The following is a 22689-nucleotide window of genomic DNA, read 5'->3' as shown; positions in this document are numbered from 1 at the left end:
TCAGCTCCGGTACAGGGTGAGCTGGCGCAGGTAGTCGAGCCGGGCGCCGAAGAGCCGGCAGGTCCCGGGCGCCCAGGGCCTCATCTGCGCCACGGCCAGCGACACGTTGGAGAGGCCGTTGCCCAGGAAATGGTCGCAGCGCGCGGCGAGGAGGGTGTCGATGAGCACCTCGTCCCCCAGAGCCCGGCGGCTCGCCTGTTTCTGGTAGTGCACCCCCTGCACGTTGGCCGTGCGGGTGGAGACGGTGTAGACCAGCCGGTCGCCGAAGCGCTCCCGGTAGCGGGCCAGGATGCGGTCGTCGTCGGTGCTCAGGAAGATGCGCGCCTGCGGCGTGTCGCGCAGAAGCCGCTCCAGTTCCGGGAGGTAGAGGGCGTTCAGCCGGGCCAGCCCCGGGTCCTCGCCCACCTTGTCTCCCCCCCTCACGTGCAGCCCGATCACCGGGGCGCCCGCGAAATGCTGGCGGTGGAAGGCTTCCACCCGCTCCAGGATGCGCGGCTGCACCTTCAGGTAGCGGTCGAACAGGTAGCGGTAGAGCTCCCCGGTGGAGAGCCCGTGCAGCGGGTGGCCGGCGGGGATCCAGGGGGCGAGGTCGTTGACCGCGTAATGGAAGTCGCTCACCACGACCTCTTCCTTGCGCTCCAGGGTCCAGAGCGCGGAACAGCGGGACCAGGGGCCGTCGAACTTGGCCAGGTTCTCGTGGCGCACGTTGTCGCGCTGCCACTTGGGCGGGTAGAAGCTGCGCCGGCGCGAGATCAGGTCGGTGATGGTGACCTGCGACACCGGCTCGAAGAAACTGGTGAAGGCGTTCTCCAGCGGATCGTCGCTGAAGAGGGAGTTGGGGCCCCAGTGCACCACGGGCGTGCGCCCGGTGATCTCGGCCACGAGGAGCTGGCCCAGCACGTGGTTCACGTCGCTCCAGAAGCCGTAGCCCCAGGCCTTGATGAGCAGCAGGCGCTCCCCCTGCCCGCGCGGCGGCGGCAGCTCGGCCGCCTGCTGCGCCTTCACCAGCAGGATGCGGGTGGCGCGCGAGGCGTCCCCCTGTTCCAGGGCGCGGGACAGCGCCGCCACCGCCGCGCCGGGCTGCCCGATGGCCAGGGCCACCGAGCCCAGGGTGCGGCTGACGCGGGCGCTGTCATAGCCGCGGTCTGCCAGGTAGCGGCAGATCAGGTCGGCGGGGGTGACGATCCCCGCGCTGCAGAGGAGCTCGGCGCACTCGGCGAGGGTTTCGTCGGCGATTCTCCCCGGGCAGGACGCATCTTCATTCCCCTCCTCGAGCGCCAGGGCGCGTGCCTGGTCTGCCGCGGTCTGGGCGTTGAGGGTGTCCTGGATCCCGGCGAGGGTGGACTTGTCGCCGGAGCGCAGCGGCACCAGGAAGCGCTGCAGGGCGGCGTCGAGCCTCCCCTCGCGCAGCAGCTCGCGCCCCTCCTGTTTCGGGTCGGCAGCCGGGGGGCCCTCACCCCGACCCTCTCCCGCAGGGAGAGGGAGGATACGGCACCAGCGCCCCCAGGCGGCAAGAAGTTCCTGCTCCAGTCCCCTGGTGAAGCCGGCGCCGTCGGTGAGCGCGCTGGCCGCCATGGTGGCGCGCAGCGTCTCCCGTAGCCCCTGCAGGCGGTGCCGGTCCAGCGCCAGGGCGTGGGCGATCTGCGGCAGGCTGCGGGCGTCTTCGGCGACGAGCCCGTCCAGGCCGACGCTGTGCAGAAGCGTCGCGCCGACGCGGGAGCGATGGGTGGAGCCCGCCAGCGTCACCACCGGGACCCCCATCCAGAGCGCCTCGCAGGTGGTGGTGGTGCCGTGGTAGGGGAAGGTGTCCAGGGCGATGTCGACCTTGCCGTAGAGGGCGAGGTGGTCGCGGTAGGACGGGGTGTTGCCCACCAGCTCCAGCCGCCCGGTGTCGATCCCGGCCGCGGCGAAGGCGTCCAGGAAGCGCTGCCTCCCTTTCGGGCACGCCAGCGAATATCCCTTGAGCAGCAGCCGTGAGTTGGGCACCGCGCGCAGCACGTCCGCCCACAGGGCCAGGGTCTCCCGGGTGATCTTGGCCGGGTTGTTGAACGAGCCGAAGGTGATTTCCCCGGTGGCGAGGCAGGGAAGCGGCGCCACGGCCGGGGCGTCCTCGGGGGGCGCGAAGCAGGAGAAGGCGCCCGGGAGCCGGATCAGCTCCTCGCTGTGGTAGCGCTCCGTCTCCCCGGGAGGGTCGCAGATGGCGTCCGTGATGCGGTAGTCGATGCTGTCGAGGCCGGTGCTGAAGGGGTAGCCGATCCAGGTGACCTGCAGCGGCGCCGGCTTGCGCGCGAAGAGCGGCAGGCGGTTCCCCGCGGAGTGGCCGGAGAGGTCGACCAGGATGTCGATGCCGTCCTCGCGCAGAAGCTCCTCGGCCTGCTCGTCCGGGAGCCCCGCGATGTTGACGAAGCGGTCGCACAGGCCGGCGAGCTGCGAGCTCTTGGCGTCGGGGACGGCGACGTTGGAATAGCACAGCACCCGGAAGCGGCTCCGGTCGTGGTGGGCGAGCACCGGGGCGATGAAGCGGGCCACGGCGTGTTCGCGGAAGTCGGCCGAGACGTAGCCGATGGTGATGACCCGCTCCGGGTCGGCAACGTTGTCGTGGGGCTTGACCGCGCGGCGCTGCGACGCACCGAAGGCGGCATGCTCGGCGAAGATGGTCTCTTCGGCGACCTCGGTGCCGTAGAGGAGGGCGAAGAGGAGCGAGCTTTGCGCCTCGAGGTAATCGGGCCTGAGCCGGAGCGCCTCGCGGTAGTGGGCGATGGCCTCTTCGTGGCGCCCCTGGGACTTGAGCGCGTTGCCCAGGTTGTGGTGCGCCTCCGGGTAGTCGGGACGCAGCCGCAGCGCCTGGCGCAGCGAGTCGATGGCGGCGGCGCCGTTGCCGAAGCGCTCGTAGAGGATGGCGAGGTTGCTGTGCGGTTCCGGGTAGCGCGGATCGAGGCGGATCGCCTCCTTGAAACTCGCCTGCGCCTCCTCGCCGCGCCCCAGTTCGCTCAGGGCGAGCCCCAGGTTGTTGCGGTAGCCGGCGTGGTCCGGCGCCAGGCGGCAGGCCTCGGCGAGTTCGCCGGCGGCCTCCTCCATGCGTCCCACCCGCGCCAGGGCGAAGCCCAGGTTGCCGTGCGCCTCGCTCCACTGCGGCACCAGCTGCGCCGCCCGCTCGAAGTGCGGGAGCGCCTCGCCCGGCCCGCAGAGCCGTTCCATGGTGCAGCCCAGGTTGAAGCTGGCCTGGGCGAAATAGGGATCGAGCTGCAGCACGCGCCGGTAGCGTTCGGCGGCGCCGGAGAGGTCGCCTGAGGCGAACAGGGCGTTGGCCGCGGCGAAGAGTTCCTTCAGGCTCTGTGACTCGGTCATGGCCGTCCCCCCGCCCCGAGCCGCGCCGCCAGCTCGGCAAGCGGCGCAGCCAGCTGCTCCAGGCCGCCCCGCTGCATGCCGCCGGCGTACTCGTTCAGGAAATCGCCGCAGTCATACCCCTGCGCCGCCAGGCGCGCCACCTCGGCCTCGCCGCCGGCGCGGTCCCCCTCAAGCAGCAGACAGACCGCGAACAGCGAGCGGGCGGCCGGGTAGCCGGGCCACTGGTGCAGCATGGCGCGGCAGCGCGCCAGCGCGGCAGCCGTCTCGCCCAGGTAGAGCTCGCTCTTGGCCAGGTTGAAGGCCGCCTCCTTGAGGTCCGGGGCCAGCTGCACACCCCGCGCGGCGTGGTCCCGCGCCTGCCGGTAATCCCCCGAGGAGAGGTACAGGTAGCCCAGGTTGAAATAGGCCTCGGCGTGGTCCGGCTTGACCCGGAGCAGCCGCTGCCAGAGTTGTTCCGCCTCGGCGAACAGGGCCAGTTCCGTGGCCTGCCGGGCCAGCTCGGCCAGCGCCTCGTGGCTCGCGCCGGTCTCCTCCAGCTTCTGCAGACCCAGGCGGTAGTAGAGCTCCTGCTTGGCGCGGTTCCCCGCCTGGTCCAGCTTGCCGTAGTGGTGCACCGGCACGTCGCAGGCGTGGATCGGGATCTCCTCGCGCAGCAGGGAGAGCTCCAACAGTTCGTGCACCGCCCCCTCGAAGCGCAGCGCCGGGAGGTTGGGGAACAGGCGCACCTTGTCGCTGCCGGTCCAGCCGCGTCCCCGCTCCTGTTCCGGGTACTCGCCGCCATTGGCGACCCAGCCGCGCCGGGCCAGTTCCTCGGTGTAGTTCCTGGTGGTGAAGGAGTAGGCGACCCGCCCCCCTTTGCGGGCCAGGTCGGCCAGCGGGGTAAGGTCGGTGGGCGCCAGCACCTCGTCCGCGTCCAGCACCAGGATCCAGTCCGCGGCGGCCTGGCTAAGGGAGAAGTTCCTGGCGTCGGCGAAGCTCCCGGTCCAGGCGAAGTCGAACAGCCGGGCGCCGAAGATGCGGGCGATGTCGCGGGTCCGGTCGCTGGAGCCGGTATCGACCACGACCAGCTCGTCGGCCAGGCCGTGCACGGAGTCGAGCGCGGCGGGGAGGTTACCCGCCTCGTCCTTGACGATCATGCAGACCGAGATGCTGCCGGTCCCCCTGGCGGCGGGGGGCGGGGCGCCGGCGAGTCCCCGGATCTGCAGGGCGGCATCGATGCCGGCGTCGTCGAGCCCGAAGCGCGCGGCGGCCCGCTCGATCTCCCGGATCGCCTCGCGGTAGCGGGCGCTTCTGATCAGCAGTTCGACCAGGCCGTAGCAGAGCCCCTTGTGCTCCGGGTAGAGGGAGATCGCCTCGCGCAGGCGCTCCTCCTCGCGCGGCAGCAGGTCGAGCGCGGTGGCGTAGTCGTGGTAGCGGCCGAGCGCGGCGAGCTGCAGGGGGTCGAGAAGGAAGGCCCGCTCGGCTAACTGCAGCCCCTGTTCCCTGTCGCCCCGCTCCCAGGCGATGGCCGCCAGGGCGCAGCAGGCGCGGGCGTAGCCGGGGTCGGCGACCAGGGCGCGGCGCAGCAGCTCCTCCGCCCGGTCCCGCTCGCCCGCCTTAAGCGCCAGTACCCCTTGCAGTTCGAGGAGCTCGGGCGCCTGGTCGTCCAGGAGGGCGGCACGCTCCAGTTCGGCCAGCGCCAGGTCGCGCTCCCCGGCGGCGTCGTGGCAGCGCGCCCGCAGCAGGTGCGTCGCCTGCGCCTCTCCGGGGGGGACGTGAGCCAGCACCTCCAGCGCCTCGCGGCTCTGCCCCGCCTCGGCCAGCATCCCGGCCAGGGCGAGGTAGGGGGCGGGGGCGCCATCGGCCAAGTGCACACCCTGTTCGATCATGAGGTCCACCGCCTGCCTGACCCTCCCGGCGCGGGCGAGCCGCATCCCCTCGATGCCGGCCCGCAGCCGCAACAGGCGCGCAGCCAACTCCGGCTCCAGGGCGCCCGGCTCCCACTTGTGCTCCAGGAGCGGGCGCTCCCGGCGCAGCAGGAAATCGTCGTCCGGGGTGCCGTAGCGGTGCACGAAGACGTCCCCGGCGGCAACGCAGCCGTACCCTTTGAGCGCCGCGCGCAGGGAGAAGTCCCCGGCCCAGGCGTCCGAGGCGAAGCTCCCGTCCGGCTCGCCGACCTCGTCCAGAAGCTCGCGCGAGAAGAGCAGGCAAAAGCCGGCCAGGCGCGGCAGCGCGATGCGGCGGCCGTAGTGGTCGTTGGCGAAGCGCTCGGCGCAGGCCTCCAGTTCCGACAGGTTGCGGTAGTCGCACCCCACCTTCCCCTGGGGGCCGTGAGCGCGGTTGGTCATGGGGCCGCACAGGCCGGCCTTCCCCTCGCGGGCCAGGGCGTCCAGCATGCGCGCCAGCCAGCCGCGGGTGACCACCACGTCCCCCTGCAGGAGTACCAGCTCCCTGCCGACCGCCTCGCGCAGGCCGGCGCCGAAGGCGGCCGCCGGGGAGCGCCCGCCGCAGTCGACGAGGAGGTGGCCGCTGTGACCGGCGCAGAATTCCTGCAGTTGTGCGAGCGCCCCGTCGTCGCTGCCGCGGAACACCAGGATCACCTCGTGCGGCTCCGGGGTGTGGCGTTCGACGCTCTCCAGGCATTCGCGGGTGCAGGCGGCGTCGTCGCCGGCCGCCACCACGATGGAGGTGAGCGGGCGCACCTTGGGGCGCAGCTCCCGCTCCAGGAAGGCGATGTTGTCCCGGGCCGGCGCGCTGTCCGGGTTGATCTCCAGGGCGCGCCGGTAGTGGGGCAGCGCCGCCTGGTAGCGTTCCATGAGGATGAGGATCATCCCCGCGCAGAGGTGGGCCTCCGGGTCGTCCGGGTTGGCCGCCACGTAGGCGGTCTGGTGCTGCAGCGCCTGGTACAGCTCGCTTTTCAGGAAGGACAGGAGCGCGTCGCGGTAGGTGTCGCTGCCGGGGGCGATGATGGCGGCCTTCTCGAAGTACTTCTTGGCGTAGCCGATCTCCCCCTTCTTGTAGAAGATGCGGGCCAGCTCCAGGTGGAAGCGGGGCGCGCGCGGGTGCCGCTCGCTGAAGCGCTCCAACTCGGGGAGGACGGCGCCGTCCCCGGACTCCAGCCGTGCGGAGAGCGCCTGGAACTCACGCCACTGTTCCGGCTCCAGCTCCACCGGCGGCGGGGCGAGCGGGGCGAAGCGGGGGCGGTACTCCTTCTGCACCTCCAGGTACTCCAGGGTGGGGAGGTCACCCTTCCGGGACACGGTCTCCTCGGAGAGCCAGTACAGCCCCAGGAACTGCGGCACGTGGACGAAGTCGTGCCGGAGTGCGGCGCGCAGCCACAGTTCGTAGTCCGCGGCGCTCCTGAAGCGCTCGTCGAAGTAGCCGACGTCCTCGTGCAGCGATTTTCGCCAGAGCGGGAAGGGGCCGACGCAGCAGAGCTCCAGGAGGTTGAGCCGGTCGAACTCGGGCCAGTCGCGAAAGCCGAAGGGCTGGTGGCGCTCGAAGGTGGCGTTCTCCTGTTTGGTGATGCGCATGTCCGGGTAGGCGAGCACGCACTCCGGGCGCTCTTTCAGCGCGCGCACCAGGACCTCGTAGGCGTCGTTGCGGAGCCGGTCGTCCGTGTTGGCGTTGGTGACGAATTCGCCGGTCGCCATGCGGATGCCGCGGTTCCAGGCCTGGTACACGGTCTCGCGCTTCTCGGTCCTTAAGTAGCGGATGTTGTCGTAGCGGGCCTGGAAGTCGGCCACGATGGCGCGCTCGTTGCCCGGCGAGGCGGAGTCGATAACGATGATCTCCAGCTCGGGCGCGATGGTCTGCGCCTCCAGGTCCTCGAGCTTACCCGCCAGGAAGCGGTCGGCGTTGTAGGTGGAGACGATGGCGGAAACCAGGTATTTCTTGGCCATGGAGAGAGTCACAGGATCACCCGGTCGCCCTGGATCAGTATGGGAAGCGGCGCCGGCGGGTTGAAAGGCGTCTTCTCGGCGGCGAACAGCTCGCGCTCACGGGCCAGCACCCGGTCCGCCTCGGCGGTGTAGCCAGCCTTGTCCTTGGATTTCTGCAGCGGGTGGTCGCGGAAGCCGGCCAGCATCATGTCCACCGAGAACAGGCGCGCGCTCCTGAAGAAGCGGGCCCACAGTTCCAGGTCGGCGGCCAGCGGCAGGGTCCTGTCGATGCAGGCCCCGCTTCTTTGCCACAGGGTGCGGCGCCAGAATACACCTTCCTGCTGGATGAACTCCTCGTCGGCCAGGTACTTGGCCCGGGAGTTGAGCGGGAGGTAGGAGAGGACGTGCTTCTGCCTCCCCTGCTCGTCGAAGCTGTTGGGGCGCCCCATGAGCCACTCCACCTCGGCGCACTCCGCGAAGATGCGCCCGGCGGCGTCGAAGGCGCCGGGATGGAACATGTCGTCGGCGTTCAACCAGGTCATGATCTCGCCGCTGGCCCGGTTCAGCCCTTCCTCGATGGCGGCGTACTGCCCGGCGTCCTTATGGCTGCGCCAGTAGGCGATGTGCTTTTCGTAGCGTCGGATCACCTCGACGGTGTCGTCCGTGGAGCCGCCGTCCAGAATGATCAGCTCCAGGTTCGGGTACCCCTGGGACAGGATCGACTCCAGGCAGTCCTTGAGGTAGTGGCCGTAGTTGTAGGAGGGGATCACCACGGAGAGGCGCGGCCGGGACTGAGCGGCCGGGCGCGGCGCCGGGCCCTGGGCCATTTCCTGGAGCTTCTCCCAGCGCTCGCGGTAGTAGCGCACGTGCTCGCCGCGCACCGGGTAGGCGAGGTCGGCGGTGCTGCCGTGCTTCAAAAGCTCCAGGGCCGTGGCGTAGTTGCGGTTCTGGGCGGCGAAGAAGGAGAGCCAGAAGTAGATGATGCCGTAGTTGCAGTTGAAGCTGTAGGAGACCACCTCGAAGTGGCGGATGAACTCCTGGACCCTGGCCTGGGGCAGCGCCGCGATGCGGGCGTCGGCGGCGAGGATCGCCTCGCGCTGGGCCGGGTCGGCGAGGTCGCCGCGCATGGAGGTGATGAAGTCCTCGAAGGTCGGCCCTTCCGGCTCCGGCCCACCCTGCGCCTGCTCCTCCAGGAAGCGGCAGATCTTCCCCGCCGTGTCCAGGGTGCGCAGGTCCACGTCGTAGACGATCTCCATGCCGATGCTGTTCACCGCGAAGGTGTAGGTTTCCACCAGGTTCAGCGAGTCGAGCAGCCCCGAGTCGACCAGTTCGGTGTCGGCGTCGATGTCGAGCTCGAGCCCCTTGCCGCGCAATAGCTCCGCCACGAAGTCGAGGAGCCGCCCCTCCAGCCCGGCCAAGCCCCCCTGGCGCCGGTGCGGCATGTCCAGCGCGTTCAACAGCAGGGAAACGAAGGATTCCGGCTCGTTCGCCGGCTCGAAGGGGGGGGCGTCGCTCTGGAACTCGAGCGGGACGCCGGTGAGGGCGGCGATGTCGTCCAGGTAGCAGCGCGCCGCCTGCACGTTCAGGTGGATGCCGTCTTTCTGCAAGAGGTGCGGCAGGGGCTTGCCATCGGGCCCGAGGATCCGGTCCGCCGGGTCGATGACCGCGACCCCGGCCTCCCCGCACCACTGTTTCATGTGCGAGTTGAAGGTGCGCGCGATCTCCAGCACCTCCTCAGGGGAGACCCCGGGGAAGGTGAGCTCGTGCGCCGGCTGCGGGAACACCAGCCAGCCGAACCTGCCGAAGCGGGAGAGCTCGGTGAAAAGCTGCTGGTAGAGCTGCTGCAGGACGCGCAGGACGTTGTTCAACTGGAACTTGGAAGCTGCGCCGCAGAGATCGTAGATGTCGTGGATGCCGAGGCTCAGAAACTTCCACTCGTCGCGGTGCTCCTCGAAGAGCTGCTGCACCTTGTGCCCGGCGGGGTGCCCGTTGTAGAAGTCGGGCGCGGTGAGCGCACCGACCCATACCACGCTCACCTGCTCGGCGCCGGCCAGGGTCACCAGCCCCTGCTGCTTGAAGGTGTTCACGTTGCTGTTGCCGACAACGATCATAGGAGGTGGAATCCTTTTTCCAGGTAGAGTTCCTTGTTGCGGGCGCGGGAGATCTTGCCGCTGGAGGTCTTCACCAGCGTCATGTGCTCGACCACCTCGACCCTCTTGGGCACGGTCCCCACCTCCTCCATGACCGCCTTCTGCACCGCGATCTTGATCGGCGTGGGCGCGGCATCCTGGACCCGTTCCACCACCACGTACAGCTCCTCGGTCCCCAGTTCGTCATCCCAGACGCCGAAGCAGACGGTGCGCCCGGAGTAGACCCCCGGTACCTCCGAGGCGACGTATTCCACGTCCTGGGGATAGATGTTCTTGCCGTGCACGATGAGGATGTCCTTCTTGCGGCCGGTGATGTACACCTCGCCCTCCTCGTCCAGGAACCCGAGGTCGCCGGTCAGGCAGAAGCCGTCGCGCAAGGGGCGGGTGCCGTCCAGGAAGCGGTGGAACAAAAACGGGGAGCGGATGCCCACCTCGCCGTCGCCGCTTTCCATGGGGTCGAAGATGCGCACCTCGACGCCGGGGATCGGTTTGCCGCAGGAGAGCACGTTGCGGGCCGGGTGCACCCTGGTCGAGTTGCCGCTCCAGGGGAGCGTCTGCGAGACCGCGAAGGTGTTCTCGGCCAGCGCGTAGCAGACGGTGAGCGACTCCGGCTGCACGGTGGGGAAACGCTGCGCGAACATGGCGTGGCTCTTGGCCCGGGCCGGTTCGGAGCAGTTGATCCAGAGCCGCACGCTGGAGAGGTCGCGCACCTTCCCTTTCTGGGCCAGCACCTGGTAGGTGAAGTTGGGGAGGAAGCAGATGGTGGGGCGGCGCTCCTCGACCAGCTGCAGCAACAGGTCGGGCTGCATGATCCAGTCGAACGGGTCGATCTGGTAGAAGGGGATCCCGGTCATGAGCGGCATCAGGTAGCAGGCGATCAGCCCCATGTCGTGGTAGAGCGGCAGCCAGGTGGCGATGGCGTCGGCTTCGGTGAGGCGCAGCGTTTCGGCGTAGCTCTTCATGTGCTGCACCACCCCCTCGTGGGTCAGCACCACCCCTTTCTGCATCCCGGTGGAGCCGGAGGAGAACTGCACCAGGGCGTTCTCGCTGCCCCGCGGAGTCGTGCTCGGCGAGGGCACCGCGGGAGAGTCGGGGGTGAAGATGGGGAGCGCGCCGAACTGCTCGAACAGGCGCTCCCCTTCCGGGTCGGTGAAGACCGCGCCGAAACGGGTGATCTCGTGGATGTGCCCGAGCTTCTTGCCGTATTCCGCCGGGTTCACCTTGGCGGAGGGGTAGCTGATCTGCGCCGGGAGGTGCCCGGCCTTCATGGCGCCGATGTAGGCGGCCAAAAGATGTATGTCGAGCTGTTTCACGAACAGCACGATGCTCTGGTGCGGCAGCGGGGCGAACAGGTCGGCGTAGTGGCAGACCCGGTCCCAGAACTCCCGGCGCGAGAAGTCGTGCCAGGTCCCCTTGACCCGGACGGAGCAGCAGAGCGCGGCGGGATTGTCCCGGACCAGTTCTTCGATGCAGCCGGGGACGTCGGGCGCGGCGGGAAATTTCATGGTGCGTCTCCTTTATCTGTCCATATCCCCTCTCCCCCCGGGAGAGGGTCAGGGTGAGGGCGTTACTGTCTGATCATCTGGTGCTACGTGGCGAGTCCCCTCACCCGCCCTTCGGGCACCCTCTCCCGGAGGGGGAGGGGACTGGCTCCGCCAGGTGCCTGTCCCCTTTGATCTCGTTCCCAAGGTCCACCTTGGGAACGCAAAGCCTTTCCGAAGCTCCAACTTCCTCGAATGCAAAGCTGGAGCTTTGCGCCACATGGGGTTCCCAAGCTGGAGCTTGGGAACCAGGAAAAATGGATCTTTTTCTTGCTAAGCCAGCAGCGCCTCCAGCCGGTTGATGAGCGGCAGGGCGTGGTCGCGGTTGCCCGGGTTGCAGTGGTAGTCCTGGCGCGCCCAGATGAGCGCCTCGCGCGGCTGCCCCAGACAGGTGAGACAGTGCGCCTTCAGAAGCGACAGCCCGTCGATCCTCTGGCTCTGGTTGATGTTGCGCCGCAGCGCCTCCTCGATGATGGCGAGCGCCGCGGCGGCGTTGCCCGCATCGATGAGCGCCATGGCCCCCTCCAAAAGGGCGCGCTGCTCCAGACCCGGCGCCTTGGGGGCGGGCTTCGCCGGGGCCGGGACGAACAGCGACTCGAACTCCACGCGCGGGAAGTACTCCAGGCAGCCTCCGCGGGTGGCGTTGAAGACGTTGTGCCCCCAGCGCCTGGCGTAGTGGGCGAGCCGCTGGTACTGGTCGCGCAGCCGGTTCATGCAGGCCTCGAACTCGAGCCACTCGAACTCCAGGTCGTAGCGCGCCGGGGCCTTCTCGGAGTAGAAGTGCTCCTCCTTGTGGTTGGCGTAGCTCTCCTTGGTGATGGCCAGGAAGTCGTGGTCGCAGCCGATGAAGTAGACCGGGTCGCACCCCATGTAGAAGGCGAGCATGAGGCTCGAGAGCACCACGTTCTGCGAGTAGGGGGGGACCGGCTGGGTGAAGTCGATCACGTCGTGGTCCAGCTTGGTGTAGTCGAAGTGGTAGAAGTGGGTCTCGATGAGCGGACCGTTGTTCAGGCTGCTGTAGTACTGGTAGCCGGCGCTCGGCACGAAGAGCCGGGTATGGATGTTCAACGACTTCACGTGGTTGATCGCCGGCAGGAAGGGCTGGTCGGGACGGTCCCAGCCGGCCGGGTCGGCCAGCACCCAGTAGCCGGGGCGGATCAGGGTGGCCAGCGGGTGGTTGTGGAACCAGCTGGCCACGATGGTGACCTCGCCCGCCAGGTGGGAGAGGTCCTGGCTCGCCAGCGACGGGCCGTTGCCGATCACGAAGGCGCGCCGCCCGGCGTGGCAGTTTTTCAGTGGTGCGTTCTTGCTCAGGAGCTCCTGGATGGTCATTCCTTTACCTCGGTGCGGCGGCTCGCAGGGCCATCCGGTTGTGGTGCGTGTTCACGGCGGACATCATCATGCGCCGTCCCGCCTCGCCGTCGAAGAGCAGGCGGGCGTCGTACTTGTCGGGATCGAAAGGCTGCGGCGTCACCCCGGGGGCGAGCCGGTACAGCACGAAGTTGTCGGAGAGGTCGACGATGTCGTAGCTCACCCCGCAGGCGAGCTCCAGGTAGAACAGGTTCAGAATCGGGTACTCGTGCGGCGACTGCACCACGTAGGTGGGGGGCCTGGTGCAGAAGGCGGCCGCGATGTCGGCCCCTTCCTGGTACAGGTTGGGGGGCATCAGGTCGAGGTTGATCTTGCCCGGCCCGTAGGCGCCCATCAGCACGTGGCAGAAAAAGCCGGTGAAGCCGCGCCCCGCCATCAGGTAGACGTTGGAGTAGCCGTTGTTCACGTTGAAGAGCCAGGACTCCTCCGGCTTCAAAAGGCGCGCCATGAAGGCGGCGATGTCGGTGAGCGGCGAGGCCGCCGGCCCCGAGGGGAGGAAGAGCCTCTTGAAGTGCGGGTAGCGCACGATGGCGGCGCTGCAGAGCGGGACGGTCGCGGTGAACAGGATGAGCGGCAGCCCCGACCCCGCGCTGACCACGATGCCCATGCCGTAGGCCGCCGCGATGCAGAGAAAGACGGTGAGCGAGTGGGTGTACCAGAGCGTCATCCGCAGCGGGAAGATCAGGCAGAGAAAGAGCATGGCGCCGCCGACGAGGAGCGCCGCGCCGGGCTCGCCGAAACAGAAGAAGAGCGCCGTCAGGAAGATGAGCGGCAGGTGCTGCAGCGAGTAGTCGCGGGCCCGGTCGGAGAACATCGACTTCAGGTACGCCTTGGGGTCGATCCGGTAGCGATAGTAGTAGTAGCCGAAGATGCGGGCGAAGAAATTACCTTCCGCCGCCACCTTCTGCATGGGGCGCTTGGGCAACACGAGCTTCACGACCACGAAGAGCAGCGCCGGGGCGGCGTAGCAGGCCGCCACGAGCGCCGTTTCACCCCTCACCGGCAGCCGGGCGTAGCAGAGATAGGCCAAGGTCCAGACCGACAGCAGTCCCGGGAACTTGCACAGCTGGGAGAGCCCGAGCAGCACGGCGCCGCCCGCGGCCAGGGGAAGTGAGCCGGTCGAGGCGCCGTAGAAGGCGACGCTCCCCCCCAGGAGCGTGAAGAAGAGCTCGTAGTGCTCGGGCTCCACGAACCAGTTCAGGTTGATGGGGAAGCTGAAGCTCAGGCCGTAGAGGGAGGCGGCGGCGAGCGCCACGGCGTCGGACCCGGTGACCCCGAGGGCGAACAGGTACACCAGCGGGGTGAGCGTCGCGATGAACAGGACATGGCAGCGCTGGAACTTCTCCAGCTTGTTGCCGAACAGGTCCCATTGCAGCGACAGGGAGAGCATCGGAATGGGAAACCCGGTCTCGGCGAAGAACACCCGTGTCAGCGATAATCCGGCCACCCGGTATCCCGCCATGTTGCCGATGTGGTAGGCGTCGTAACCGGGGAGCTGGCGCCAGAGCGGCACCAGGGCGACCAGGTACAGGGTGAGGCATTTCAGGAGCAGGACCAGGATCTCCACGGCTTACCTCACATGAACTCGTTGGTGCGCTTGAAGGACGAGATCCTGATGATGTCGCCGAGCGCCCCCATCCCCACCATGAGCGAGACGGCGACGCCGAAGATCATGTAGTAGAGCGACAGGGTGGGCATGCGCAGCATGGCGATCAGCATGGCCGGGATGCAGACGAAGGCCACCATGGCCAGCGCCAGGATGATGAAGAACTTGATCGGGTTGAAGAAGACGATCCCCTGCACGATGAACTGCATGGTCCGGATCGAGTCGCGCAGGTGCTTCACCTTGGTCTTGCCGTCCCGCTTGGAGTACTGGATCGGGATGAACTTGACGAAGTAGAACAGCCCCGAGGTCAGGATGCTGATGCTGGTGGTGAAGGAGAAGGTGCCGCACAGAAACGGCATCAGGTTGATCACGATCTCGCGCTTGAAGAGCCGGAAGCCGCTGTTGGGGTCCTCGATGCGGCTGTCGTTCAGAAACGAGACGATCTTCTTGTAGATGCGGCGGAAGATCCGCTTGGCGAAACAGTCGATGTCGTCGATGTTGGCGCGGTGCCCCACCACCATGTCGAACCCCTTCTCCATCTCGGCCACGAAGCGCGGCAGGTCCTCGATGGGGTAGGAGCCGTCGGCGTCGACGATGCCGATCCACTGGTAGTGCGCCCGGTTCACCCCCGACTTGATCGAGTTGCCGTAGCCGATGTTGAGCGGGTGGTGCACCACGTGGATGCCCGGGATCTCCTCCAGCAGTTCCCCGGTGCCGTCGGTGGAGCCGTCGTTGACCACGATCAGCTCGCTGGCGATGTGCAGCGCCGCCAGCGTCTTCTGGATGCGCTGCACCGTCTCGGCGATGCTGCCCACCTCGTTGTAGGCCGGAACCACCATGGTGAGTCCCGGCAGGGAGTTCATTTCCCTCTCCCGTCTGTCTCTGTGTGGTGTCACTTGTTCTTCCCTTTCCCGGTGATGAACATGACCGCGTCGTTCTTTAGTGCTGCGAAGCCGAGCCTCAGGTAGTCGGAGGCGGAGTAGCGGATGGGGACGATGTATTTGCTGAACTGGTAGTTCTTGACGAGGAAATAGATCAGGAAAAACAGCTTGTTGTTGGGGAGGTAGATGAGCCTCTTGGTGATCAGGTCCTTAAGCCACGGGAAGGTCACCGCCACGGTCCCCAGAAGCGAGATGTTCTTCTGCACCTCCTTCTCCTTGGCGCTGAAGCTGTCCAGCATGGAGTAGTCGCCGGAGGTCCGGTTGATCTCCTCGTGGGTCAGGTCGGCGCGCACCAGGCCGTTCTTCACGCAGTAGCTGAACAGCTCGGTGCCGGGGTAGGGGACGCAGATGGTGAACAGGCCGCACTTGGGCTTCGCCTTCAGGTAGAGCTCGATGGTGTCCAGCTCGTCCTTTATGGTCGAGTGCGGCAGCCCGATCATGGAATTGGTGTAGATGTTGATCCCCGCCTCGTTGAAGAGGTCGAAGGAGCGCAGCATCTGTTCGTTGTTCTGTCCCTTGCGGCTCAGGACCTGGCTCCTCAGCTCCTCGTTGGCGGTCTCGATGCTCATGCAGACCGAGGCGCAGCCGGCCTTCTTGAGCACCGCGACCAGCTCCGGGGTGATGATGTCGGACTTGATCAGGCAGTAGAAGGGGATGCCCACCTTGCGGCTGTACTTCTCGGCGAATTCCTCGATCCACTCGTCGTGGCGCACGATGAAGACGTCGTCGGAGAAGCGGATGTACTCGGTCGGGTACTGCGCCGTCACCTCGAGGATCTCCTCGATGACGTTGTCCACGCTCCGCTTGCGGTAGGTGGGGCCCAGGCCGTGGTACACCCGGCGGTAGCCGTGGTTGAAGCAGTAGGCGCAGCTGTACGGGCAGCCGCGCGAGGTGTAGAAGGAGCGCAGCTTGAAGTGCTTCCAGTCCGAGTTCCGGTAGACGAGGTCGCGGTCGATGAAGGGGAGCGCGTCGAGGTCGGTGATGAGCGGCCGGATCGCGGTCCTCTCTGTTTTGGTCTGGATGTTGAGGATGCCGGAGAAGTCGCGTACGCCCCGCTCCAGGCGCTCCAGCACCTCGGCGAAGGCGTCCTCACCCTCGCCGATGCAGACCGCGTCCGCCTCGACCTCGTCGATGGCGTCGGGGACGAAGGTGGTGTGCGGCCCCCCCAGCAGGATGGGGAGCCCGGGGTGGCTCTGGCGCAGTTGTGCGATGGTGTCCTTGAGGTCGGAGTAGTCGCCGGACATGCAGGAGACCGCCACCAGGTCGGGCGCCTCGTCGGCCACCGCCTTCAGGGCGTCGGGCGAGACGGCGACCCGGCTCTCCCAGCCGCGCCGGCGGGCGATGGCGGAGAGGAGCATGATGCCCATGGGCTCGCCGGCTATGGTGATCCGTCTGACGACGAAGAGAACTTTCATTGGTGCTCCAAGGTCAGCGGCGCTGCGCCGCCACCAGGAGCTGATACCCCCCAAAGGGGAGGGAGAGCCGGAAGGAGGCGTACACGAGCGAAGCGAGAAGCTTCTGTGCCGCTGAGTAGCTGCCGGACTCGAGGAAGGCCGCGCAGGCCCGGTCCGGGTTGAGGTTGATCAGGTGCTTGTACAGGTTGAAGAACGGGAAGCCCCAGGCCTGGCAGCGCACCACCGTGAGCCCGGCCGCCTCCAGCGCCTCCCGGATCTCGCCGGGGGAGAAGTGGCGGGTGTGGCCGACGCGCCGGTCGATCACGAAGAGCGGGCCGCAGGGGACGGTGACGAACAGCCATTGTCCCGTCATCGCCGCGAGCCTCGCTATCGCCTCCCTGTGGTCGGCGCAGTGCTCGACCACCTCCATGCAGGTGACCACGTCGTAGCGCCCGGGGAGCTCTTCCCGGTTCAGGTCCAGCGTGGCGAAGCTCATGCCGGGGAGTTGGACGCGGTTGGCGTCGATCACGGCGGGGGACACGTCTGCTCCAGCAAGTTCCGTGCCTTGCAGCTCCCGGCTTGCCTGGAGCAGGAATTCGCCGTTGCCGCACCCCACGTCGAGCAGGGTGACCGGGGCGGCCAGTTCCTTGACCCAGGAGAGGATCCGGGTGCGCCGCAGGCGGGGGGCCGGGGAGTAGCGGATCATGTCGTTCCACTTGTCCCAGGCGGCGTCGTAGAAGGCGGTCAGGTTCTCAGGCTGCGGCATGCGAGACTCCAGTTGATGAATTGCAGGATGCCCAGAAGCGGAAAGCCGGCGCGGATGGAACCTCTCCTGTGCTCGTCCCAGAGACGCTGCACCTGGTCCCAGTCCAGTTCGGCAATGTTTTCGCGCCCTTGCGAGAGGTGATCGCGGAAGACGGCGGCCATGGGCCCCTCCTGGGCGAACCAGCGGTCCACCGGCGGCAGGAAGCCGGCCTTGCGGCGGGTGAGCGCCGCGGCGGGGATGTCGTCGGCGAGCGCCTGGCGCAGGATCAGCTTTCCGTTGCGGCCGCGCCGCTTGGCCTCGTCGGGGAGGTCCAGGCAGAAGCCGACCAGGTCGTTGGCGAGGATGGGGACCCGCACCTCCAGGCCGTGCGCCATGCTGGTGCGGTCCACCTTGGCCAGCACCGAGGGGAGGTGGAACCGGATGTCGGCTTGTTGACGTGCTGCCAAAGATGAACGCGTTTTTGACGCCTCTATAATGAGAGCGGCGTATTCCGCCACCGGGTCCGAGCCGGAGAGGGACGCCTGGAAGCCGGGGGAGAAGATCCTGTTTTTCAGCGCGTTGCCGCAGATCCTGCGGAAGGTGGCGTGGTCACGGTGCGCCCCCTCGGCCGCCGCGTCAAGAATCCGTTCCACCAGGATGCGGGCGCCATAGCGCTGACTGTCGGAGGGGAGGAAGCGGGCCAGCGCGCGGACGAAGGCGCGCAGGGGCGCGGGGATGCGCCGGATGAGCGGGGTGAGCTCCCCGGCGAGATAGGTGTCGTAGCCGGCCAGGAGCTCGTCGCCGCCGTCGCCGGCCAGGACCACGGTCGCCTCCTTGCGGGCGAAGGCGCAGAGCTGGTGCATGGGGAAGAGGGAGGCGTCGGCCAGAAGCTCACGCATGCTCCCGAGCGTGTCGCGGATGGTCTCCTCGTTCCACTGAAAGCGCACCACCTGGTGCGCGATGCCCAGGTGCCGCGCGTAGTCGGCCGCCGCGGCGCTCTCGTCGAAGCCCGCCTCGGCGAAGGCGAGGGTGAAGGCGGTGGGGCGCAGCCCGGCGCGGGTCGCCGAGCGGGCCACGGCGTAGGAGTCGAGCCCCCCGGAGAGGAAGAGCCCGAGCGGCGCGTCGGAGACGGTCTGGGCGGCCACGGCGCGGTCGAGACGGGCGCGGAATTCGGCCACGGTTTCGTCCTGGGCGGCCGTGGCAGCGGGTGGACAGGGGGACTGGCACCTGGCGGAGCCAGTCCCCTCAGGACCCGTCCCCTCCAGGTGGGAGAAGCTTTTCTGCTCGACCCGTGCCGGCGTCGCCTTCAAGAGCGTGCCGGGGGGGAGCTGGCGCACGCCGGTAAGCCCGGTGCGCGGCGCGGGGAGGTAGTTGAAGGTGAAGTAGCTGTCCAGGTCGGCGGGATCGTGGGGCGGCACCGGGTTCAGCGGGCCGAACAGGGCCAACAGCTCCGAGGCGAAGAAGATCTCGCCCCCCCTGTCCTGGTAGAAGAGCGGCTTGATGCCGAGCGGGTCGCGCGCCAGCCAGAGGGTGCGCTCGTAGCGGTCGGCCACGGCGAAGGCGAAGATGCCGTCCAGGCGGGACAGCGTCGCCTCGCCCCACTCGGTCCAGGCCGCCAGCAGCACCTCGGTGTCGGTACGGGTGGAAAAGACGTGCCCCAGGCTCTCGAGCTCGGCGCGCAGCTCGCGGAAGTTGTAGATCTCGCCGTTGTAGGTGACGAGATAGCGGCCGTCGGGGGAGGCCATGGGCTGGCGCCCGGCCTGCGAGAGGTCGAGCACGGCCAGGCGCGCGTGCCCGAAGAAGAGCCCCGGCTCCAGGTGCATCCCCTCGCCGTCCGGGCCGCGGTGGCGCACCCGCCCCAGCATGGCGGCGAGCTGTCCCCGGTCCCATTCCCCCTTGCCCGGGGCGTATATGCCGACGATGCCGCACATGGCTCAGCCTTGCTCCGGCCCGCGCAGGGATCGGGGCCGGGCCGCTTCAGGTGGCGCGGCGATATCGGGGCAGTGCAGCTTCATGTGGCTTCCTTTCCCGGACTAGCGGAACCTGGAGGTGAAAAAGTTGAATGCGGCGGATTCGAGCAGCAGGGCGGAGATGCCGTGGCGCACGCGCAGCCGCGCCAAAGGCGCGTAGAAGAGCGCCAACAGGCGGGTGATCCTGAACTTCAACGTGTTGCCGGTGTCGACCTTGTTGATCTTGCCGTCGATGAAGTAGGAGCAGATCTGGATCATCCTGATCTCACGTTCCTGCTGTTCACTGTACCAGGGGGGAGTGTAATCCCCTTCGGCCTCTACTTCCACCCAGTCTTCCAGCCGCCGCGGTTTGCGGTAGCCGCTTTGCTCGGCCAGCGCGTAAAGCTCCGTACCCGGCAGGGGGCGGTACTTGTTGGGGATGAAGATGAGGGCGCTCGGGTTATCGTCGATGAGACGCATCATCAGCTCCCGGGTGAGCCGCAGGTCCTCCATGGTTTCCCCGGGGATCCCCACCAGCCAGTTGTAGGCCGCCTTGATCTCGGGGTGCCGGGCCAGTTTCCGGTTCACCTCGACGATCTGCTCCACGGTGCAGTCCTTGTGCATCAGGTCGAGCATGCGCTGGGAACCGGACTCCGCGCCGATGTGCAGGATATTGGTGCCGGCCTGCGCCAGCTTGGTCAGGTAGGCGTCGCTCATGCGCACGATCTCGTTGATGCGCGCCCCGCGGAAGCCAAGCCCCACCTTGATGCCGCGGCGCTGGATTTCGTCGATCACCTGCTCGACGTGCTCCAGGCTCACGAAGGAGTCGTCGTCGATGAAGTAGATGTAGGTGGCGCCGTAGTGGCGGTGCACGAACTCCACGTGGTCGGCGACGTGCGCGGCCGGCAGGTGGCGGTACTTCTGCGCCATGTCCCGGTACTGGGCCGGGGAGGAGCAGAAGGCGCAGCGGTAGGGGCAGCCGAGCGCGCTGTACATGGGGAAGATCCGCTCGCTGCTGTCCAGCTGCCCGTACTGGTCCAGGTCCTTCTCGACCAGGTGATAGGGGATGTCGCGGTAGTCGATGGTCTCGAAGCTCGCCTCGGGGGGGACCTCGCGCACCTCGCTCCCCTCGCGGTACATGAGCCCGGGGATGGCGTCCAGGGCGGGTGCGTCCGCATCGCCGCGCAGGCGCCTGGCCAGCCGGGAGAGCGGCAGCGAGCCGTACCCCTTGATGACGAAGTCGACGCTCGCCTCGTCGAAGACCTCCACCGCGTTGAAGGTGGTGTGCGGGCCGCCCCAGGCCACCGGGAGATCCGGGTGCTCGGATTTGAGCCAGCGCGAGATCTCCAGCGCGTTCTTGATCGGGGGGCCGGTCATGACGCTCAGGCCGACCAGGAGGGTGTCGGAGGTGACCAGGGGGGCGATCTGTTCGCGCCAGGCAGAGGGAGAGAGCCGGACGTCGACTACGTCTACCCTGATGCCGCACTTGATGGTGTCGACCGCGGCGTAGAGGACGCTGAGCGGCAGGTGGCGCACCAGCACGCTCCCCGCCATCCCCATCTTGGGGTATATCAGGATGATGTTTTTCATGCCCTTCTCGATCCGACGTAGAAGAATTCGGTGGATTGGAGTACGCCCAGCTCAACCAGGCGGGCGTCCATGTCACGCAGGTAGCGGGCCAGGGCGCGGTTCTTTTCCTCGTCAAAACGGAGCCCGCCGATGAACTCGTGGAAAAAGGCGTAGCGCTCCTCGAGGACCAGTTCGGTGAAGCTGCCGGAAAGCGCGGCGTACATCTCGCGGAAGCCGGCCTCGTTGTCGTTGGGGGACTGCAGCTTCTCGGCGTCCTCGGTCTCGTAGCGCATGTGGGCGAAGAGCTTGCCGATCTCACCCTCCACCGCCTCCGGCGCGGGAATCGGGAAATCGGCGTGGAAGCCGTTGCCGGCGGACAAAAGGGTTCTGAGCAGGTGGCAGAAGGCGGCGTTGCCCCGGGTGACCCGGTCGCGGGTCGGCTCGTGGGCCATCACGATGCCTCCTGCGCGCAACAGCTCCCTGACCCGCGCCATGACGCGCTCCTGCTCCGGGAAGTGGTGCAGCGCGCCCAGGAAGACTACCGCATCGAAGCTCCCCACGGCAAGCTGCGGATGTGCGAACAGGTCGCCGGCGAGGTAGGCGAGGCCGCCCCGCTCCACCCGCCAGGGGTCCTCGTCCGCCATGCGGCGCGCCACCTCGATGCAGGCCGGGGAAAGGTCGATCCCGGTGACGTCGTGGCCGGCGCGGGCGAGCTCCAGGGAGAGGTAGCCGGGACCGCAGCCGATCTCCAGGACCCGGGCCGGGCGCGGGCCGAGCTGGTCGCGCAGGGTCTTCTCGATCAGCTCGAACTGCTCGTAGAAGTCGAGCTTCACGTAGGCCGGGTCGCGCCAGGGGTTGTTGATGAACCACTCGCAGCGCGGCGCCCGGCGCAGGTCCGGGACGTGGCCGTGGGCCATCCGCTCGTGGATCTGGTGGTTGAAGGCCTGGGCCTCCTCCTCCAGCACCTCGGCCTGCCGCCGCTCAGTAGACATGGTGGCGCAGCCTCCATTCCCCGTTCACCTGCTCCCACAGGTGCGGCGAGCGCGCCTGGTCGATCACCTCCCAGAAGCGCTCCTCGGTGATCCCCATGTACTCCAGGATCTCGTGGAAGTACTTGGACGGGAACTCGGCGTCGTAGCGCTTCACCAGGGCCACCGCCTCCTCGCGGGTGATCTTCTGGTTGCGCACCTCCTGGGCCGCGTCGTAGGTGGCCCGGCCGATGCCGAACTTGATGAAGGTGGTGTAGTAGTGCAGGGGATCGATGCGGTCGTCGATGGAGCTGTACTTGGAGTAGGACCCCTCGGTGCGCTCCACGTTGACCTGGAAACCGGTGTGCTCGGAGGCGTAGTAGTAGCACTCCTGCGGGTCCCACTTCAGGTAGTAGCCCAGGTAATGCACCTCGGTCCCCACCTCGCGCAGCACGCTGCCGTCGATGGGGAGGTACGGGTTCAGGTCGCGCGGATCGACCTGGTACTGCGAGATCAGGTCGCGCGCCGAGACGCCGCCCAGGAACAGCGAGTCGAGGTCGCGGGTGGTCTCGTAGAAGGAGGGGGCCATGGTGGGGCGGTCGTTCTCCTTGATGTTGTTGCCGTACTCGGCCTGGTTCTCGCCGTAGAAGACCAGCGGGATGCGGTACAGCCCGGAGAAGCGGGGACCGATCAGGCGCTGCCCGATGATGAAGGGCTGGAAGGGGTGCACCAGGTTCTCGAAGGCGAGCCGGGTCAGGAGCCGGTGCAGCTTGCCGTTGGGGGTGTAGAGGATGTTGTCCAGGCCGGAGTGGATCCAGTTCTGGAAGTTGTGCCAGCCGATCTCGGTGTACTTGTGCGGCGCCCAGGTCACCGTGAGCGGGTTCATGCCGTACTTGTACTTGAGGATGTGGGCGGTGAAGGCGCTGTCCTTGCCGCCGCTTCCCGGCACGATGCAGTCGTAGCCGCCGTCCTTGCTCCGGTGCCGGTTGCAGAGCTCGATCAGCTCCGCCTCGCGCGCCTTCCAGTCGATGACCGTTTCCTTCATGTCGGCGAAGGTGCAGGCGCTGCAGATCCCCTGGTCGTCGAACTCGATGGTCGGCTTCTTCTCCGTGCCGCGGTTCTTGAACTCCACCACCGAGCTCGGGCGCTGGTTGGAGATCACGCAGCGCTTGCAGAACTTCACTTCTTCCGGCAGGCCGTAGTAGGCCTCGAGATGCTCGCTCATCTATATTTCCCCTTTGCGGTAG

13 protein-coding genes are annotated in these 22689 nt (G+C 67.7%); all 13 read right to left on the bottom strand.

Annotated elements, in window-relative coordinates; genetic code table 11:
* The 13 genes from H7687_RS16320 to H7687_RS16260 all read right to left on the bottom strand — a co-directional run bounded on the left by H7687_RS16320 (window position 1) and on the right by H7687_RS16260 (window position 22667).
* Complete coding sequence (locus H7687_RS16320; RefSeq protein WP_183349325.1) at window positions 1-3348, bottom strand: O-linked N-acetylglucosamine transferase family protein; 3348 nt, start codon at window positions 3346-3348, stop codon at window positions 1-3.
* Window positions 3345-7241 (bottom strand): glycosyltransferase, encoded by a 3897-nt coding sequence (locus H7687_RS22135; protein ID WP_281376725.1) that lies wholly within the window; start codon window positions 7239-7241, stop codon window positions 3345-3347. Before H7687_RS22135 ends, H7687_RS16320 begins: the two co-directional genes overlap by 4 nt.
* Window positions 7238-9319, bottom strand: coding sequence for a glycosyltransferase (locus H7687_RS16310; protein ID WP_183349323.1), 2082 nt, complete (start codon window positions 9317-9319; stop codon window positions 7238-7240). The genes H7687_RS22135 and H7687_RS16310 overlap by 4 nt, the downstream gene beginning before the upstream one ends.
* Window positions 9316-10863 (bottom strand): AMP-binding protein, encoded by a 1548-nt coding sequence (locus H7687_RS16305; protein WP_183349321.1) that lies wholly within the window; start codon window positions 10861-10863, stop codon window positions 9316-9318. Before H7687_RS16305 ends, H7687_RS16310 begins: the two co-directional genes overlap by 4 nt.
* A gap of 309 nt (window positions 10864-11172) precedes the next feature.
* Complete coding sequence (locus H7687_RS16300; RefSeq protein WP_183349319.1) at window positions 11173-12231, bottom strand: hypothetical protein; 1059 nt, start codon at window positions 12229-12231, stop codon at window positions 11173-11175.
* Window positions 12232-12235: 4 nt separating this feature from the next.
* Entirely contained in the window at window positions 12236-13837 is a 1602-nt protein-coding gene (locus H7687_RS16295) for a hypothetical protein (RefSeq protein ID WP_183349317.1), read from the bottom strand.
* An 8-nt stretch (window positions 13838-13845) separates the two neighbouring features.
* On the bottom strand, window positions 13846-14739 hold the full coding sequence (locus H7687_RS16290) for a glycosyltransferase family 2 protein (protein WP_183349316.1): 894 nt from the start codon (window positions 14737-14739) through the stop codon (window positions 13846-13848).
* A gap of 29 nt (window positions 14740-14768) precedes the next feature.
* The gene (locus H7687_RS16285; RefSeq protein ID WP_183349313.1) at window positions 14769-16232 is read right to left on the bottom strand and encodes a B12-binding domain-containing radical SAM protein; all 1464 of its coding nucleotides are present in this window, start codon (window positions 16230-16232) and stop codon (window positions 14769-14771) included.
* 13 nt (window positions 16233-16245) lie between these two features.
* Window positions 16246-16977, bottom strand: coding sequence for a methyltransferase domain-containing protein (locus H7687_RS16280; RefSeq protein ID WP_183349311.1), 732 nt, complete (start codon window positions 16975-16977; stop codon window positions 16246-16248).
* Complete coding sequence (gene asnB / locus H7687_RS16275; RefSeq protein WP_183349309.1) at window positions 16956-18887, bottom strand: asparagine synthase (glutamine-hydrolyzing); 1932 nt, start codon at window positions 18885-18887, stop codon at window positions 16956-16958. Before asnB ends, H7687_RS16280 begins: the two co-directional genes overlap by 22 nt.
* Before the next feature lie 102 nt (window positions 18888-18989).
* Window positions 18990-20495 (bottom strand): B12-binding domain-containing radical SAM protein, encoded by a 1506-nt coding sequence (locus H7687_RS16270; protein WP_183349307.1) that lies wholly within the window; start codon window positions 20493-20495, stop codon window positions 18990-18992.
* The gene (locus H7687_RS16265) at window positions 20492-21466 is read right to left on the bottom strand and encodes a class I SAM-dependent methyltransferase (protein WP_183349305.1); all 975 of its coding nucleotides are present in this window, start codon (window positions 21464-21466) and stop codon (window positions 20492-20494) included. The genes H7687_RS16270 and H7687_RS16265 overlap by 4 nt, the downstream gene beginning before the upstream one ends.
* Window positions 21456-22667 carry an N-acetyl sugar amidotransferase gene (locus H7687_RS16260; protein ID WP_183349303.1) on the bottom strand — a complete coding sequence of 404 codons (1212 nt, stop codon included), beginning with the start codon at window positions 22665-22667 and terminating at the stop codon, window positions 21456-21458. The genes H7687_RS16265 and H7687_RS16260 overlap by 11 nt, the downstream gene beginning before the upstream one ends.
* Window positions 22668-22689: the final 22 nt, after the last annotated feature.

It is taken from the genome of Geomonas paludis, assembly GCF_014193585.1.
Taxonomy (GTDB): domain Bacteria; phylum Desulfobacterota; class Desulfuromonadia; order Geobacterales; family Geobacteraceae; genus Geomonas; species Geomonas paludis.
Note: the sequence above shows the minus strand (reverse complement) of the source record. Positions and strands in the feature narration are given on the sequence as shown.

Excerpts from the sequence above, each read along its gene's own strand:
- H7687_RS16320 (WP_183349325.1), bottom strand. The coding sequence starts at position 3,348 with ATGACCGAGTCACAGAGCCTGAAGGAACTCTTCGCCGCGGCCAACGCC.
- H7687_RS16310 (WP_183349323.1), bottom strand. The coding sequence starts at position 9,319 with ATGATCGTTGTCGGCAACAGCAACGTGAACACCTTCAAGCAGCAGGGG.
- H7687_RS16305 (WP_183349321.1), bottom strand. The coding sequence starts at position 10,863 with ATGAAATTTCCCGCCGCGCCCGACGTCCCCGGCTGCATCGAAGAACTG.
- H7687_RS16300 (WP_183349319.1), bottom strand. The coding sequence starts at position 12,231 with ATGACCATCCAGGAGCTCCTGAGCAAGAACGCACCACTGAAAAACTGC.
- H7687_RS16290 (WP_183349316.1), bottom strand. The coding sequence starts at position 14,739 with ATGAACTCCCTGCCGGGACTCACCATGGTGGTTCCGGCCTACAACGAG.
- H7687_RS16285 (WP_183349313.1), bottom strand. The coding sequence starts at position 16,232 with ATGAAAGTTCTCTTCGTCGTCAGACGGATCACCATAGCCGGCGAGCCC.
- H7687_RS16280 (WP_183349311.1), bottom strand. The coding sequence starts at position 16,977 with ATGCCGCAGCCTGAGAACCTGACCGCCTTCTACGACGCCGCCTGGGAC.
- asnB (WP_183349309.1), bottom strand. The coding sequence starts at position 18,887 with ATGTGCGGCATCGTCGGCATATACGCCCCGGGCAAGGGGGAATGGGAC.
- H7687_RS16270 (WP_183349307.1), bottom strand. The coding sequence starts at position 20,495 with ATGAAAAACATCATCCTGATATACCCCAAGATGGGGATGGCGGGGAGC.
- H7687_RS16265 (WP_183349305.1), bottom strand. The coding sequence starts at position 21,466 with ATGTCTACTGAGCGGCGGCAGGCCGAGGTGCTGGAGGAGGAGGCCCAG.
- H7687_RS16260 (WP_183349303.1), bottom strand. The coding sequence starts at position 22,667 with ATGAGCGAGCATCTCGAGGCCTACTACGGCCTGCCGGAAGAAGTGAAG.